This window comes from Saccharopolyspora shandongensis (genome assembly GCF_900106995.1).
Taxonomy (GTDB): domain Bacteria; phylum Actinomycetota; class Actinomycetes; order Mycobacteriales; family Pseudonocardiaceae; genus Saccharopolyspora; species Saccharopolyspora shandongensis.
The window spans coordinates 167,988-182,559 of the sequence record NZ_FNOK01000001.1 but is presented as its reverse complement, the minus strand read 5'-3'; the positions used below and the strand labels follow the sequence as shown (position 1 = coordinate 182,559).

Genomic DNA, 14,572 nt, shown 5'->3' with positions numbered 1-14,572 from the left:
GTCGATCAAGCAAGGCACGAGAAGAACACCGCCACCGCACCGCCATATCGTCGAGCACGAGTTCTCCCACGTCGCCGGTTCCACCGCACGGAGGTGCCCGATGGTCGAAGAGGACAACGAGCGGCTGTTCCGCCGGTTCGTCGCCGCGATGAATCGGGGCGACCAGGAGGAGGTGCTCCGGGTCTGGTCGCCCGAGATGGTCCACCACGGCCGGTTCGGCACCTACGGCCGCGACGAGGTCACCGAGCTGATGGGCGGCTTCCGCACCGCGTTCCCGGACCTCGCCTTCGAGATCGAGGAGCTCGCCGCCGACGGCGACCGGCTGTTCGTGCGGATGACCGCGACCTGCACGCACCAGCAGGACTTCCAGGGCGTCCGGGCCACCGGCCGGCGGGTCCGGGTGCAGGTGATGGGCCAGGTCCGGATCGTCGACGGCAAGATCGTCGAGCACTACAACGTGATGGACGAGCTGCACTTCCTCAACCAGCTCGGACTGGTGCCGGACGACCTGCTCGTCACGATCCTGGCATGACCGGCCGACCGCGGGTGGCCGTCATCGGCGCCGGACCCGCCGGGCTGGCGACCACGATCGCGCTGCGCCGGGCGGGCCTGGAGGCCATCGCGTACGAGCGGGTCGAAGCGCTCCGCCGCCACGGCAACGGCCTGACGCTCTGGCCGAACGGATTCGCCGCCCTGGACGCCTTCGGCGCCGGTGACTCGGTGCGCGGGCGGGCCCATCCGGCGGCCGGGATGGCGATGCGCGCAGCGGACGGCCGGACGCTCTACGAGGTCTCCGAGCAGGAGATGAAATCCATCGGCGGCAACGGGATGGCCGTGCACCGCGCGGAGCTGCTGGCCGCGCTCCGCGGGCTGCTAGAGCCGGATGCCGTGCGGTTCGGGGCACGCTGTGTACGGGTGAGCGACGCCGGCGAGCACGCCGTGGTGGAGTTCGCCGATGGCAGCTCGGTGCGGGCGGACCTGGTGGTGGGGGCCGACGGCCTCCGGTCCGCCGTGCGGGAATCCGCCGGGCTGGGGCGGCGGCTGCGGCACTGCGGGGTCGTCGTCTGGCGGGCCACCATCTCGTTCGAGCTCCCGGAAACGCCCGGCCTGCTCTCGATGGGCGGTGCGGACGCGTTCGGCATCTGGAAGCTCGCCGGGGACCGGGTGTACTGGTTCGCCTCCGCGCCCTCCGCCGATGTCCGGCAGGGCGGTCCGGACTGGCTGCTGCGGCGGTTCGGGGACTGGCACGAGCCGATCCCGGAGCTGCTGCGAGCCACCGATCCGACGGAGGTGGTGGCCACCGAGATCTTCGACTGCCGCCCGCTGCGCGCCTGGAGCCGTGGCCGGGTCGCGCTGGTCGGCGACGCCGCGCACCCGAGCATGCCGAACATGGGCCAGGGCACCTCGCAGGCGTTCGAGGACGCCGCGGTGCTCGCGGCCCGGCTGGCCGCGGCGCCGAGCGTGCCCGAAGCGCTGCGGGCGTACGAGCGGCAGCGGCAGGGGCGCGCGAACGCCGCGACGTCGCAAGCCCGGATGCTGGCGCGGATAGGCGGCTGGCCCGGGCCGGTGGCCGGGCGGCTGCGGGAGTGGATGCTCGGCCACGCGCCGCAGCGCGCCCAGCTCCGGCAATTGCGACGGATGTTCGAGTTCCGGATCTGATCAGGAGGTCGCCGTGTCCACTGCCGCCGTCGAACCGGCGCTCCCGCCCGAAGTGCGCGGACTGCCGCTGCTGGGAAGTTTCCTCGAGTGGCGCAAGGACCAGCACGCGACGTTCATGCGGGCCTACCGGGAGCACGGGCCGATCTTCACGATCCGGCTCGGGCCGATGAAGGGGGTCATGCTGATCGGGCCCGAGCACCACGAGTTCTTCTTCCGGGAGGTGGACCGGAAGCTCTCGGTGCCGGAGATCTACCGGTTCACCGTCCCGATGTTCGGCGATCTGCTGATGGCGGCGACCGACACCGAGCGGCGGCGCCGGCACGTGTCGATGCTGCAGTCGGCGTTCCAGAGCGGTCGGCTCGCCGCTTACACCGAGGTGATGGCCGAGGAGACCGAGCGGTGGCTGGCCGGGTTGGGGCGGTCGGGCGAGTTCGAGCTGTGGGACACCTTCGAGCCGCTGGTGATGCGCATCGCCGCCGGCGCGCTGCTCGGCCCGGAGATCCGGGCGCGGATCGACGAGTTCCGGCCGCTGCTGGTGGACCTCGCCCGGGGCATGGAGTTCATCCTGCCGCCGAACCTGCCGTTGCCCCGCTTCCGCCGCCGGGACCGGGCGCGGCGGCGGCTCGGCGAGATGCTGCGGCCGGTCCTCGCCGAGCGGGCCCGCTCGGGCGGCTACGACGACTTCCTGCAGTCGCTGGTCGACGACGCGGCGCTGCGGGCCGAAGGGCCGGACGTGCAGGTCGGGATGGCGATGGCGACGTTGTTCACCGGCTATCTCACCACCGCCGCGCAGGCCTGCTGGACGCTGGTGCAGTTGCTGCAGCACCCGGCGCAGCTGGACGCGGTGGTCGCGGAGATCGATGCGGACACCGGTGGTACAGCTCCGGGGTGCCCGCACGCGGGAGGGCGGCTGCCCCGGTTGGAACGCGCGTTCAAGGAGTCGCTGCGGATGCGGCCGGTGATGAGCCACTACGCGCGCACGACAGCGGTGGAGTACGAGATCGGCGGCTACCGGGTGCCCGAGGGATGGCTGACCATGCTGTGCCCGAGCGTCGCGCACCGGTTGCCGGAGGTGTTCGCCGATCCCGACCGCTACGACCCGGACCGGTTCGGTCCGGAACGCGCCGAGGACAAGCGGAATCCGCACGCGTTGATCGGTTTCAGCGGCGGGTTCTACCGGTGCCCGGGACAGGCTTTCGGCACGAACGAGACCAAGGTGCTGCTGAGCGGGCTGCTGGCGCGCTACCGGCTGAACTTGTCCGTGCCGGATCCGCAGCCGGACGTCGACCTGGGTGTCACCCGTCCGGGCTCGCCGTGCCGGATCCGCTACGAGCGTCGCTAGGCTGCGCAATCTGGGCGAACATCGGCTCGCGCCGGTCTGGCACCGTGGGAGTCCGCGGCTAGGAAGGGTGAGCACGGCATGGCGCAACGCGACGGGATGAATCTGGTCGGCTGGCAGTCGATGATGGATCACGCGGCCGGCTTGCTGGCGCAGCGCACCGGTGCGGATCTGGCGGAGTGGAAGGAGCGGGTCGCGGCGTCCGGGACGACGTCGGAACCGCGGTTGCGGGCGTGGCTGGGCGAGCAGGGCGTCGGGGGCTATTCGCAGGACCTGCTGGTGTACGAGACCTACGGCTACCCCGAGTTCATGCGGACCGATCCGGCGGAGCTCATCGACGAGCAGTTCGCCGACCGGCAGGCGCTGCGGCCGGTGTTCGACGAGCTGCTGGAAGCCGTGGTGGACCTCGGCGTGGTCACGATCCAGGCCCGCAAGACCTACGTGTCGCTGGTGTCGCCGAAGCGGACGTTCGCGATCGTCAAACCCAGCACCAAATCCAGGCTCGACATCGGGTTGCACCTGCCGGGCAGGCAGCCCGCCGGGCGGTTGCTGCCGGCGAAGAGCCTGCCGAAGGGCAACGTGCGCATCGCGCTGACCGCCGAGTCGGGAGTGGACGACGAGGTGGTCGCGCTGCTGCGGGAGTGCTACGAGGCCAATTCCTGACGTTCCCGGCGCGCGTCAGCCCAGCAGCGGCAGCGCCAGCACGACCGGTGGATCCGTGGGACGCGGGCGGCGCAGCCGCAGGTGGCAGGGTCGCCCGCCGGGCACCGTGATGGAGCCCGCGGCGACCACCCGGCAGTCGTGCCGGTGGTCCAGCGATTCCGCGATGCGGACGTCCGGGTCGAAGCAGACCGCGAGTACGTGGTACTCGCCGTCGCGGGGACGGCGCAGCCGCACCGGCCCCGGGGTGGACCGGACCGCGCAGCTGACCGGAGCGCCCTGCGGGATCCCGTGGTGGAACAGGCCGACGAACAGGATGCCGTCGTCGGCGCCGTCGACGAGGACGGGCACCTCGTCGTGGCCGGACGGCGCGGCTGGGGCCCGGGCCGCGAGCGCGGCCAGCGGCCGGTCGCCGAACTCGATGGCCATGGCGCGGAACTGGCGCGGTGACAGGCCCACCAGGCGGGCGAACTGGGTGGTGAAGGTGCTCAGGCTCGAATAGCCGACCCGCGCGGCGATGTCGGTGACCCGCAACGGGGAGCGGATCAGCAGCCGCTGCGCCTCCGCGATCCGCAGCGCGGCCAGGAACCGGCCCGGCGTGGCGGCCGTGACGTTGCGGAACACCCGGTGGAAGTGGAACGGGCTGAACAGCCCGGCGCGCGCGTGGTCGGTCAGGTACTGGGGATCGGAGAGGTTCTCGCGCATCTGCTGCACGGCCCGCTCCACCGCGGTGTGCCAGCTGGTGGCGGCCGACGCCGGCTCGGTCTGGGCGAGTTCGGTCCGGCCCATCCCGATGGCGTCGTCGATCCTCCTGGTCACCCCACGTCCTTCCCCAGTCCGCCCTACCGCGTCGCCCAGGATACGCCGGGCGCGGGGAACTCCGGTGTCGCGGCCGCAATTCGCGGTGGGCATTGGCAACTTGGGAGAAGGGCGAGTTCGGGTGGCTCGAATAGGTTTGGAAATGCCGATGAGTGGTCGTTGTTCGCCGTCAGGTGGGAGGAAACCGTGCTCGCAGGGCTGGCCAGCGTGACGATTTTCGTAACCGATCAGGACAAAGCCGTCGACTTCTACACGAACAAGCTCGGCCTGGAACTCCGGCGGGACGACGCGTTCGGGCCCATTCGCTGGATCGAGGTCGGAGTGACTGGCGGAGGCACGTCCATCGTGCTGTTCCCGCAGGACAATCCGCTGTACCAGGAAGATCTGATGCGCGAGTTCACCGGTTTGCAGTTCGTCACCCGCGACATCAAGGCGACCTACGAGGAATTGAGCGCGCGGGGTGTTCCGTTCACCCAGCCGCCGATGCAGTTGCCGTTCGGGTGGACCGCGGTGTTCACGGACGAGGACAAGAACCAGTTCTCGCTGTTGCAGGTGGACGCTCCACAGTGAGCCCTTTTCCGCCGGCGGGGGGCACGGATCGCGATCCGTGCCCCCCGCGTTCGTCCGTGCGGCGATGTTCAGAAGCTGCTTGGGATGCATTCATGAGGTCGGGGATCCCACCGCGAGAAGACGCCTGAGGTTCCGCCACCCGCACCGCCACGCAAAACGAGTTCTGGAACAGCTCGTCAATCCCGCGGCGACCACACCGCTGGTAGGGCCTGCACGCAGCGGATCATTGGCGCGGGCAGGTGGTATTCGGCCTGGAAGCCGTCCTGCAGCCGCAGATCCGGGATGCTTTGCAGCAGGGCCTCGAGCCCGATGCGGATCGCGGTTCGCGACCAGCCGGCACCGACGCAGTAGTGGATGCCGCGGCCGTGCGCGACGTGCCGGGCGCCGGTGGTGGTCACGCCGCGGCGCTGGATGCGGAACTCATCGGGTTCCGGGAAGTCCTTCGGGTCCCGGTTGGCCGCCACGTAGGAGACCATCACCGTGGAGCCCTTCGGGATCTTCGTGCCGCTCAGTTCGACGTCCGCGGCGGCTTCCCGGGACAGCCACTGCACCGGGCCGTCCAGCCGCAGCCCTTCTTCGACGGCGTGCTCCACCGCGCTCGGGTCGGCGAGCAGGTCCTCCCAGAGTTCGCGCTGTTCGAGCAGCAGGTTGAGGATGTTCGACAGGCCCTCGGTGGTGTTGCCGTAGCCGGCGCCGTAGAGCTCCATCAGGCCCCACACCAGTTCCGGCATGGTCAGCGCGTCGCCGTCCTCGGTCCTGGCGTGCACCAGGGCGGAGGCGAGATCGTCCCTGGGGTTGTTGCGGCGCTCCTCGAACAGGTCTTCCAGATACCGTTGGTAGGTCACGATTTCGGCGGCCGCCGACCGCTGGTCCTCCAGCGGGTGGCCGGGGATGAAGACCTTCACCCAGAGCTTGTCCCAGTGCTTGATGCGTTCGTGGTCCTCGCGCGGGATGCCCATGAAGTCCAGGATCGCCGTGTTCATCAGCCGATCCGCGTAGTCCTCGACCAGTTCGGCGGAACCGCGCGGCGCGAGTTCTTCGACGAGTTCCCGGGCGGCTTCCCGGATCCGGGGTTCCCAGCGGGCGATGCGGCCGGGTGTCCACGCGGACTGGATGAGCGAGCGCAGCCGGGTGTGCTCGGGCTGGTCGGACTCGTAGAGCGTGGTGGCCTTCGGCAGGCCACGGGCGAGTTCGGCCTGGACCTCGGGCGGGTCTTCGGGGCCGGTCTTGTTGCCGGAGGGGAACAGCTCCGGGTGCTCCAGCACGAAGGCCAGGTCTTCGTAGGTGGTCACCACGAAGACCTGGCTCGCGTCGTCGCTGACCATCCACATGTCCGACGACATGGAGCTGAGGAAAACGGGGCAGCTGCGCCGCATTCGGTGGTAGAAGGAATGCGGGTCGGTGGCCATCTCGGCGGCGAACGGATCGAATTCGACGGCATCGTTGACGGTCATGGCGCTCCCTGCGTTCGGCGGATGCGGAACTGCCGTCGTTCGACACGACGGTCATGGGGGAAAGGGACCAGTGACCGCGACATTACCGATCGGGTGCGGGTGTTTTCTTCTCACGAATTGCGGTGAGTTCTCATTCCGATGGGCGGGCGGTGGTGCGCCGGAAGCGGTGCGCGGTGAGCCAGCCCAGGACCGCGATGATGCCGATCAGCCAAGCCGCGCTGTACCACGGCGAAGCGCCGGCGGGCTGTCCGGCCAGCCAGGCGCGCAGCGCGTCGCCGGTGTGCGAAGCCGGATTGAGCTCGGCGAAGACCCGCAGCCAGGACGGCATGGATTCCGGTGTGGCGTAAAGGGAACTGACGAAACCGAGCGGCCCGGACACCGCGGTGCCGATCATCTGCGCGGCCTCGCCGCCGCGCGTCACGACCGCGAGGAACGCGGCGATCCAGGCCATCGCGAACCCGTAGAGCAGGAGCAGGGCGAGCGAGGCGACGGCCCGCCCGAAGCCCAGTGCGGTGAGGTCGATGCCGGTGATCGCGCCGAGCAGCACCAGCACCACGATCCCGATGATGTTGCGCGCGCCGTCCGCCGCGGTGCGCCCGGTGAGCACGGCCGACGGGCTGGTCGGCAGGGCCCGGAACCGATCGGTGATCCCGCTGCGCAGGTCCGCCGAGACGGCCGCGATCACCGCGGGCATCGTGCTGAAGGTGATCGTGGCGACCAGCAGGCCCGGGAACAGGTAGGTCGGGTAGTCCTGGCCGGGTGGCCGCATCATGCCGCCGAGCACGTAGCCGAAGAAGACGAAGAAGATGACCGGCATCGCGGTCATCGTGAAGATGGTGTCCGGTGCGCGGAAGGTGCGGCGCACGCTGCGGCTGGTCAGCAACCAGGCGTCCAGCCACCACCAGGTGAGTTCGCGGACGGCCGGTGTCACGGGGTGGGTCCTTTCGTCGGTGCGGCAGTGGTTTCGGCTCCGGTGACGGCGAGGAAGACGTCGTCGAGGGTGGGCTGTCGGAACACCAGCTCGGCGACCGCGATGCCGTTCTCCTGCAGCGCGGCCAGCAAGGCCGGGATCACCGCGTCGTCGTCGGCGCGGACGGGTACCACGAGGGTGCCGGTCCGCTCGTCGGGCTGCGGGCTGCCTTGCACGGCCTGCTCGGGCAGCGCGTGCACGGCGGCCGGCAGCGCGGTGGGATCGGTCAGCCGCAGTTCGATGCGCGGTCCACCGAGTTCGGCCTTCAGCTCGCCGGGGGTGCCGGAGGTGATGGCGCGGCCTCGGTCGAGCACCACGATCCGGTCGCTGAGCCGGTCGGCTTCCTCCAGGTACTGGGTGGTCAGCAGGATGGTCGTGCCGTCGGCGACGAGTTCGTCGATGACCGTCCACAGTGCACGGCGGGATGGCAGGTCCAGGCCGGTGGTCGGTTCGTCCAGGAACAGCACGCGGGGGCGGCCGATGATGCTGGCGGCCAGGTCGAGGCGGCGTTGCATGCCGCCGGAATAGGTCCGCACCTGCCGGTCGGCGACGTCGGCGAGTCCGAGCCGTTCGAGCAGTTCCCGGGCCCGGCGGCGGGTTTCGCGGCGGCCGAGCCGCCCGAGCCGGCCGATCAGCTCCAGGTTCTCGAGTCCGGTCAGCATGCCGTCCACGGCGGCGAACTGGCCGGTCAGGCCGATCATCCTGCGGACCTGCCGGGCCTGGCCGACCACGTCCAGCCCGCAGATCCTGGCGTGCCCGGAATCCGGTTCGAGCAGCGTGGCCAGCACCCGCACCGCGGTGGTCTTGCCCGCCCCGTTGGGTCCGAGCAGGCCCAGCACCGACCCCTCGGCGGCCGCCAGGTCGAGGCCGTCCAGCGATTTCACGTCGCCGAAGCTCTTGTGCAGGTCTTCGGCGCGAAGCGCATCAGGCACCGGTTGCGATTCCTCCTCGTTCCTTCGCCGCGGTGACGACGTCGATGAGCTGGTCGAGGATGTGCTCCAGCGGCGGCATCACGCCCAGCGCCGGCCGGCGGTCGGCGAGCTGGACGCCGATCGCGGGATCGATCACCGAGTAGCCGAGTTCCCGGGCGTGCGCCACGTTGCGCTGCACCGCCCTGCTGCGCCACATCGCCTCGTTCATCGCCGGTACCAGGACCACCGGCGCGGTGCTGGCGACCATCGCGGTGGACACCAGGTCGTCGCAGATGCCGTGCGCGGCCTTCGCGATCGCATTCGCGGTGGCCGGCATGACCAGCATCAGATCGATGCCGTCGGTCAGGTCCAGGTGCGGGATGGGCGCGTCGTCGCGGGCCCGGTGCGTCTCGGTGTGCACCCAGCCGCCCGCGAACAGCCGCATCGTGTAGGGCGGCAGGAACCGGCACGCCGATCGGGACATCATCACGCGCAGTTCCCGAACCAGCGACTGCCGCATCAGCAGCACCGTCTGGGGCATCGTCAGCAGCGCCGGTGAACCGGTCACCGCCAGCAGCATCCGGTCGCACAGCAGCGCGGTGTTCGTGGCCATCGTCGGCTCCTACCCCGGTCGCGGCACGGGTTCGCGCGGGCGCGGCGTTTCCGCCGCGGCCCGCGCGAACCACCTTCGGTCTTCGGACAACCAGTTCTCCCCGTCAGCACATGATCGCCGGGATGAAGCCGATCTCCTGCCAGGCCCGGGCGTCCGCGAAGACGTCCCAGAACCTCTCCAGGATCACCACCTCGCCTCGCTGGTCACGGCCCACCGTGGCGATGTCGACGCTCTCCCAGGCGATCGGGCGGTTCGTCGGCGGCTTGTTCAGGTACGAGCCGGTGTGCGTGCCGGTGCCGACGATGCGCGACACCACCCGGTCGCCGTCGACGCGCATGTCGCGGATCTCGAACCGCAGGTCCGGGAGCACCCCGCGCAGCAGGCGGAACAGCACCTGCACGCCCTCCGGGCGGTAGTTCGAAATCCGCCCGTGGTGCACCGAATCCGAGGCCAGCCGGTCGATCGCGGCCGGGAGGTCATCGGCGTTGACCGCGGCGATGAACTCGCGGACCGGGGCGGTCAGCTCCTCGGTGGCCGGTTTCTCGTTGCTCGCTAACAGGATCTGTGACATCTCGTTACTCCCGTCCGATGTTGTTCATCCGGTTCTCAGGACATCTGCGCCAGGAACGGCTCCGGCAGCGCGCCGATCTGGGCGAGCAGGTGGAGTTCGTCCAGGACGCCGCGGTGTTCGATGAACCGGCCGTCGCGCACCCGGGCGATGTTGATGGAGTAGAAGCTCACCTGCTTGCCGGTGTCGACCAGGCCGAGGTAGTCGCCGCGGTGGGTGCCCTCGTAGTGGATGAGCGTGCAGACCCGGTCGTCCTCGGCGACCATCTCCACGATGTTCCAGCGCAGGTCGGGAAAGGCCTTCAGGGTCAGGTCGTAGACGAACGCGACGCCGTCCTTCGGGTAGTCCGAAAGCCGCGCGTGGTGCACCAGGTCCTGGTGGAAGAAGTCCATGATCCGGTCCAGGTCGTGGCTGTTGCAGGCGTCGAAGAAAGCGCGCGCGACGCGCTTGGTCTGCTCGGTCGTGTCCACGTCGGCTCACCTCGGTCGCTGGCGGGCAAGTGGTGGTTCCATCGTGCGCGGCGGCGGGACCGGTGGGCTTCTCCGACCTTGCCGCATGCGGCCTCAGGCCGCTTCCGGTCGGAGCGCGGTCATCACCAGGTAGTTCGGCTCGCCGGTGGCGATGCAGTTCTGGCACACCGCTTCGAGCGCGGCGATGGCCTCGGCGCCGTAGTCGCCCGCCAGCTCCGACGCCTTCTCCCGCAGCAACTTCACCATCTCCGGGTAGTGCCGGGAGACCTGCTCGCTGAGGTCGGCGATCTCGACTGGGTACAGGCCCGCGTCGCGCACCATGCCGGCGAGGCCCGCGATCGTGGGGAACGGGCTGTTGAGCGTCATCCGGCGGAACATCTCGTTCATCGCCAGCCGGTCACCGGTGAACGGGAACCGCTCGTAGAAGTCGGTCAGCACCAGCCGGCCGCCGGGCTTGAGCACGCGTGCGATCTGCTGGACGGCCGCCTGCCGGTCGGCCATGTGCACGAACGACTCGACGACCCAGGCGGCGTCGAAAGTACCTGGGGCGAAGGGGAGTTCGGCCATCGCATCGGCCTGCGAGAAGCGGACCCGGTCGGCCAGGCCGGCTTCGTCGGCGCGCCGACGGGACTCCGCGATCATCGCCGAGCTGGCGTCGATGCCGTCGACCGCGGCGCCGGTAGCCGCGGCCAGCCGCAGAGCCGGGCCGCCGAGGCCGCTGCCGACGTCGAGCACGCGGTCGGCCGGGCCGACCGGCAGGCGTTCGATCAGCGCGTCGGTCAGGGCGTCGGCGGCCTGCCGCAGGTCGCTGGCGTCCTGCGCGGAACTCCAGTAGCCGCTGTGCGAGTTGTGCCCGGCCGTCTGGCTGATCAGCGGGATCGACTGGTCGTAGAAAGCGGTCACGTCCTCTTGCGTCGGCACGAACGGAGCGGTCATCTGCGTCGCCTCCCAGCGGTTACCACTGCGCGGTCGGAACCTCGATGCCCAGCTGGCGCGGGATGGTGTCCATTTCGTACAGTCCCCAGTGCTCGGAGATCAGGCCGTCGCGGATCTTGAACGCGGCCAGGCCGGGAACGGAGATCCGCTTGCCGGTGGCCGGAATCCCCTGGTACTCGCCGGTGTGCTCGAAGTGCAGCTCGATGAGCTGGAACACGGTGTCGTCGTCGGCGAGCATCATCTTGACCTCGATGCCGCTGCTGGTGAACCAGGTGGTGCACTCCAGGAACCAGGAGAACGCGTTCTCCCGGCCCTGCTGGACGGCCCCGCTGGGCAGGTGGATCACGAGGTCGGGGGCCAGGTACCGGTCCATCAGGTCCACGCGCTGGGCGTGCATGCAGTCGCGCTGGAAGTGGCGGACCAGTTCCATGTTGCGTTCCGGGGTGCTCTTCGCTGCGGTGGTCATGCACCGGCCTCCTCGTGAGCTGGAGTTGACTCACGGCGCCGACCCGGCGGCGACGCCGAGGAGTCGGCTCCTGCCGCCAAGGTAGGCACCCGCGGCCCCCGGATTCTTCTTCCGCATTGCCCGCTTGGGCACGATCAACCGACCGAGGAGCCCGCCTTTCAGGCCGGCTGGAATACGAAGAACTCGTTGTCGTCCTGGTCGACGAACGCCGCGAACCACTTGCCGTAGGGCTGCAGCTCCGGTTCGACGGTGAAGCGCACGCCGCGCTGGCTTAGCGTTTCGTGCAGGGCTTTGATGTCCGCGGTTTCGAAGGCGATATCGGTGAAGCCGCCGATTTTGGATTCGGTGCCGACCGGGAAGTCCTTGGTGGCCAGCGAGATGGTGGTCGGCGAGCCCGGCGGGGCGACCTCGATCCACTTGAAATCGCCGCCATCCTGCAGTTTTCGCACCTCGAAGCCTAGTTTCTCGGTGTAGAAGCTCAGCGCGGCGTCCTGGTCGGTGACGTAAACACCGATCTGAGAAATGTGGGAGATCACGTGTCCTCCGGGCAATTGACGCAAGATGAATTCCGGGCGTTCGTCGCCGACCGCTCCGCCGCGCAGCTTTCCACATCGCGCGGATGCCCCGCCAGCTCGTCGATTAGCTGAGCAATCTGGGATAAACCGCTTCATCGCCATCCGCGCGCCCGGCCTTTAAAATGGGTGCAACATTCACCCGACCGAACCAACTGCGCGCCGCCGATCGCGGCATCGCGTCCGGGCGGCGTTCTTCGTGGATTCGTCGGCATTCCCAGGAGGAACTTCATGATCTTGGTAATCGGAGCGACCGGGCCGGTGGGCAGCCAGGTCGTCGGCCAGCTCGTCGAGCGCGGTGCCGACGTGCGGGCGCTGACCCGCGATCCGAAGGGTGCGCGGTTCTCGTCGGCGGTCGAGGTGGTCGGCGGCGATCTCGGCAAACCGGAGACACTGGCGGACGCCTTCGCCGGCGTCGACCGGGTCTTCATGCTGATGCCGACCTTCGGCGCGCCCGAGACCCGCACCTACGACGGGCACGTCGCGGACGCCGCGAGCAGGAGCGGGGTCTCGCACCTGGTGCGGCTCTCGGTGATCGCCGCGGCGGACGATTCCGCCGACGACCCGCACACCGACTACCACCGGCACGGCGAGCAGGTGGTCCGCGACAGCGGTGTCGGCTGGACCTTCCTGCGGCCGGGCCAGTTCATGACCAACGCGCTGTCCTGGGCCGAGACGATCAAGGAAGGTTACGTGCGGGAACCCTACGCGCACGTCAAGCAGACCCCGATCGACCCGCGCGACATCGCGGCCTCGGCGGTCGCGGTGCTCACCTCCGACGGTCACGAGGGCGAGGCGTACTCGCTGTCCGGGCCGGATGCCATCAGCATCGAGGAGCAGGTCGCGATCATCGCCGAGGTCACCGGGCGAACCATCCGCACCATCAACGTGCCGCCGGGCGTGGCCCGCGCGGAGTGGCTCAACGAGGGATACCCGGCGGGCATGGTGGACGGGATCATGAAGCACATGGCCGACGAGACCGGCATCCACTCGCAGCTGTTCGGCACCGTTGCGGAGCTGACGGGCCGCCCCGCGCACACCTTCGCCGAGTGGGCGGAGGACAACATCGAAGCCTTCCGCTGACCGCACGAAGGTGGGGCGGCGCCGAACGCCGCCCCACCTGGTGGGCCACCGGTAGGTGCTCTCCTACGCGTTGTGCAGATCGGTCGGCCGGCCCGCCGCCCCGACCTGCTGGAAGTCCAGGTCCGGGCTGATGCCGCGGGCGGTTCCCTCCAGGACCAGCAGCGACATCAGCGGGAAGGCGAAGTCCGAGGCGGCGTAGATGCCGAAGCGCTGCTGCAGTTCGAACACCGCGTTGCCGAACTCGGCCATGTCGAACCGGTTTCCGGGCCCGGCCGCGCCGGCCACGAGCTCGGTCATCGCCGCGATGAAGCCGTCGGTGTCCACCTGCGGGCCGACGTCGACCGCGCTTTCGAGGACGATCTCGCCGCAGCGCCGCCCGTTGCCCGCGACCAGCTGCGCGAAGAACTCCGCCAGCAGCGCCCGCACCCGGTCCGGCAGCTGCACGCAGTAACCCGCGTCGAGGAGCACCACCTGCGGTTCCGGTGTCACGTAGAGGTTTCCCGGGTGCAGGTCGCAGTGCACGAAGCCGTCCACGAACATCATCCGGTAGGCCGCGGCCAGCACCGTGGCGGCCAGGTCGCGCCGCGTCTGCGCGGGCAGCGAATCCGGGGTCGTCGCGTCCAGGTCCGGGATGTAGTCGAAGACCAGGCATTGCGGGCCGGACGGCTCCGGGTGCAGGGCCGGCACCCGCACCGCCGGGATGCCGGCCAGGCAGCGGGCGAGGTGCCGCACGTTGGCCGCCTCGCGCTCGAAGTCGAGCTGCCCGAGGATGGCGCGGCTGACGTAGCCGACCAGGTCGGCCATCGGCATGCCGCGCATCTTCGGCATCCGTTGCGAGACTTTCACCAGCAGGCGCAGCAGCTCCAGGTCCGCGCGCATCCGGTCGTCGATGCCCGGACGCTTCAGCTTCAGCGCGACGACCTGCCCGTCTTCGAGCACCGCGCGGTAGACGCAGGCGATGCTGCCGCTGGCCACGGCATCCGGCTCGACCTCGGCGATCGCCAGCGCGGGACGGGCCAGTCGCGCTTCGCGCAGGGCCGCTTCGGCGTGCTTGCGGCGCATCGGGCGGACCGCGTCGTGCAGGTCGGCCATCGCGTCGCACAGCTCGGCGGGCATGGTGTCGCGCCGGGTGCTGGAGATCTGGCCGAACTTGACGAAGGTCGGACCCAGGTTCTGCAGCGCGCGGACCAGGCCGCGATAGCCGTGCCGGCGCGCGTCGGACCGGCCGCGCGCGATCCGCCTGAACAGCGTCGCGGGCCCGGTTCGGGCGGATTCCCAGCCGACGATCGAGAGGATGACGACCAGGCGGATCAGCAGTCGCCAACCGGGCACCGGTCGGTCGGTGGAGGTGTCGTCCTGGCGCTCAGCTTCCATGGTCCGACGGTGCGCCCACCGGTGGTCGCCGGACTTCTCGCAGCTTGTCGATTTTCGTGGCGGTGGGAGCGCCGGGTGCTCCGCCCGGCGGCGCCGGACGTCCGCCGT

17 protein-coding genes are annotated in these 14,572 nt (G+C 69.9%); 6 read left to right on the top strand and 11 right to left on the bottom strand.

Translation table 11 applies throughout. The features are described from left to right. Positions 1-100 precede the first annotated feature (100 nt). The 4 genes from BLW84_RS00900 to BLW84_RS00885 all read left to right on the top strand — a co-directional run bounded on the left by BLW84_RS00900 (position 101) and on the right by BLW84_RS00885 (position 3,661). Positions 101-532 carry an ester cyclase gene (locus BLW84_RS00900; protein ID WP_093260166.1) on the top strand — a complete coding sequence of 144 codons (432 nt, stop codon included), beginning with the start codon at positions 101-103 and terminating at the stop codon, positions 530-532. Beyond that, positions 529-1,659, top strand: coding sequence for an FAD-dependent oxidoreductase (locus tag BLW84_RS00895; RefSeq protein ID WP_093260164.1), 1,131 nt, complete (start codon positions 529-531; stop codon positions 1,657-1,659). The genes BLW84_RS00900 and BLW84_RS00895 overlap by 4 nt, the downstream gene beginning before the upstream one ends. 13 nt (positions 1,660-1,672) lie before the next feature. Continuing rightward, positions 1,673-3,001, top strand: a complete 1,329-nt coding sequence (locus tag BLW84_RS00890) for a cytochrome P450 (protein ID WP_093260162.1) — start codon at positions 1,673-1,675, stop codon at positions 2,999-3,001. Positions 3,002-3,079: 78 nt separating this feature from the next. Continuing rightward, positions 3,080-3,661 carry a DUF5655 domain-containing protein gene (locus BLW84_RS00885; protein WP_245760850.1) on the top strand — a complete coding sequence of 194 codons (582 nt, stop codon included), beginning with the start codon at positions 3,080-3,082 and terminating at the stop codon, positions 3,659-3,661. 15 nt (positions 3,662-3,676) lie between these two features. On the opposite strand, the gene BLW84_RS00880 is transcribed toward BLW84_RS00885, so the two are convergent. Further along, positions 3,677-4,477 carry a helix-turn-helix transcriptional regulator gene (locus BLW84_RS00880; protein ID WP_177226196.1) on the bottom strand — a complete coding sequence of 267 codons (801 nt, stop codon included), beginning with the start codon at positions 4,475-4,477 and terminating at the stop codon, positions 3,677-3,679. A gap of 207 nt (positions 4,478-4,684) precedes the next feature. Here BLW84_RS00880 and BLW84_RS47155 point away from each other — a divergent pair, with 207 nt between their 5' ends. Beyond that, positions 4,685-5,047, top strand: a complete 363-nt coding sequence (locus tag BLW84_RS47155) for a VOC family protein (protein WP_177226195.1) — start codon at positions 4,685-4,687, stop codon at positions 5,045-5,047. Between the two features lie 176 nt (positions 5,048-5,223). Here the strand turns inward: BLW84_RS47155 and BLW84_RS00870 are convergent, their stop codons facing one another. The 9 genes from BLW84_RS00870 to BLW84_RS00830 form a co-directional block, all read right to left on the bottom strand. After that, positions 5,224-6,501 carry a cytochrome P450 gene (locus tag BLW84_RS00870; RefSeq protein ID WP_093260158.1) on the bottom strand — a complete coding sequence of 426 codons (1,278 nt, stop codon included), beginning with the start codon at positions 6,499-6,501 and terminating at the stop codon, positions 5,224-5,226. A gap of 130 nt (positions 6,502-6,631) precedes the next feature. Continuing rightward, the gene (locus BLW84_RS00865; RefSeq protein ID WP_093260156.1) at positions 6,632-7,432 is read right to left on the bottom strand and encodes an ABC transporter permease; all 801 of its coding nucleotides are present in this window, start codon (positions 7,430-7,432) and stop codon (positions 6,632-6,634) included. Continuing rightward, positions 7,429-8,403, bottom strand: a complete 975-nt coding sequence (locus BLW84_RS00860; protein WP_093260154.1) for an ATP-binding cassette domain-containing protein — start codon at positions 8,401-8,403, stop codon at positions 7,429-7,431. Before BLW84_RS00860 ends, BLW84_RS00865 begins: the two co-directional genes overlap by 4 nt. Beyond that, the gene (locus BLW84_RS00855; protein ID WP_093260152.1) at positions 8,396-8,995 is read right to left on the bottom strand and encodes a flavoprotein; all 600 of its coding nucleotides are present in this window, start codon (positions 8,993-8,995) and stop codon (positions 8,396-8,398) included. Before BLW84_RS00855 ends, BLW84_RS00860 begins: the two co-directional genes overlap by 8 nt. A gap of 103 nt (positions 8,996-9,098) precedes the next feature. Continuing rightward, complete coding sequence (locus BLW84_RS00850; protein WP_093260150.1) at positions 9,099-9,566, bottom strand: ester cyclase; 468 nt, start codon at positions 9,564-9,566, stop codon at positions 9,099-9,101. 35 nt (positions 9,567-9,601) lie between these two features. Further along, positions 9,602-10,033, bottom strand: a complete 432-nt coding sequence (locus tag BLW84_RS00845) for an ester cyclase (protein ID WP_093260148.1) — start codon at positions 10,031-10,033, stop codon at positions 9,602-9,604. A 93-nt stretch (positions 10,034-10,126) separates the two neighbouring features. After that, positions 10,127-10,969, bottom strand: a complete 843-nt coding sequence (locus BLW84_RS00840; protein WP_093260146.1) for an SAM-dependent methyltransferase — start codon at positions 10,967-10,969, stop codon at positions 10,127-10,129. Positions 10,970-10,988: 19 nt separating this feature from the next. Beyond that, positions 10,989-11,435, bottom strand: coding sequence for an ester cyclase (locus tag BLW84_RS00835; RefSeq protein WP_093260144.1), 447 nt, complete (start codon positions 11,433-11,435; stop codon positions 10,989-10,991). A gap of 158 nt (positions 11,436-11,593) precedes the next feature. Further along, positions 11,594-12,112 (bottom strand): VOC family protein, encoded by a 519-nt coding sequence (locus BLW84_RS00830; protein ID WP_218157174.1) that lies wholly within the window; start codon positions 12,110-12,112, stop codon positions 11,594-11,596. Between the two features lie 126 nt (positions 12,113-12,238). Here BLW84_RS00830 and BLW84_RS00825 point away from each other — a divergent pair, with 126 nt between their 5' ends. After that, positions 12,239-13,090, top strand: coding sequence for an NmrA family NAD(P)-binding protein (locus BLW84_RS00825; RefSeq protein WP_093260140.1), 852 nt, complete (start codon positions 12,239-12,241; stop codon positions 13,088-13,090). Between the two features lie 63 nt (positions 13,091-13,153). Here BLW84_RS00825 and BLW84_RS00820 read toward each other — a convergent pair whose 3' ends face one another. Then, positions 13,154-14,464 (bottom strand): ABC1 kinase family protein, encoded by a 1,311-nt coding sequence (locus tag BLW84_RS00820; protein WP_093260138.1) that lies wholly within the window; start codon positions 14,462-14,464, stop codon positions 13,154-13,156. Positions 14,465-14,572 lie beyond the last annotated feature (108 nt).

Bases quoted from the DNA above. Each gene is read 5' to 3' on its own strand.
- BLW84_RS00900 (WP_093260166.1), top strand. From the start codon at position 101: ATGGTCGAAGAGGACAACGAGCGGCTGTTCCGCCGGTTCGTCGCCGCG.
- BLW84_RS00895 (WP_093260164.1), top strand. From the start codon at position 529: ATGACCGGCCGACCGCGGGTGGCCGTCATCGGCGCCGGACCCGCCGGG.
- BLW84_RS00885 (WP_245760850.1), top strand. From the start codon at position 3,080: ATGGCGCAACGCGACGGGATGAATCTGGTCGGCTGGCAGTCGATGATG.
- BLW84_RS00870 (WP_093260158.1), bottom strand. From the start codon at position 6,501: ATGACCGTCAACGATGCCGTCGAATTCGATCCGTTCGCCGCCGAGATG.
- BLW84_RS00855 (WP_093260152.1), bottom strand. From the start codon at position 8,995: ATGGCCACGAACACCGCGCTGCTGTGCGACCGGATGCTGCTGGCGGTG.
- BLW84_RS00850 (WP_093260150.1), bottom strand. From the start codon at position 9,566: ATGTCACAGATCCTGTTAGCGAGCAACGAGAAACCGGCCACCGAGGAG.
- BLW84_RS00840 (WP_093260146.1), bottom strand. From the start codon at position 10,969: ATGACCGCTCCGTTCGTGCCGACGCAAGAGGACGTGACCGCTTTCTAC.
- BLW84_RS00835 (WP_093260144.1), bottom strand. From the start codon at position 11,435: ATGACCACCGCAGCGAAGAGCACCCCGGAACGCAACATGGAACTGGTC.
- BLW84_RS00830 (WP_218157174.1), bottom strand. From the start codon at position 12,112: ATGGCGATGAAGCGGTTTATCCCAGATTGCTCAGCTAATCGACGAGCT.
- BLW84_RS00825 (WP_093260140.1), top strand. From the start codon at position 12,239: ATGATCTTGGTAATCGGAGCGACCGGGCCGGTGGGCAGCCAGGTCGTC.
- BLW84_RS00820 (WP_093260138.1), bottom strand. From the start codon at position 14,464: ATGGAAGCTGAGCGCCAGGACGACACCTCCACCGACCGACCGGTGCCC.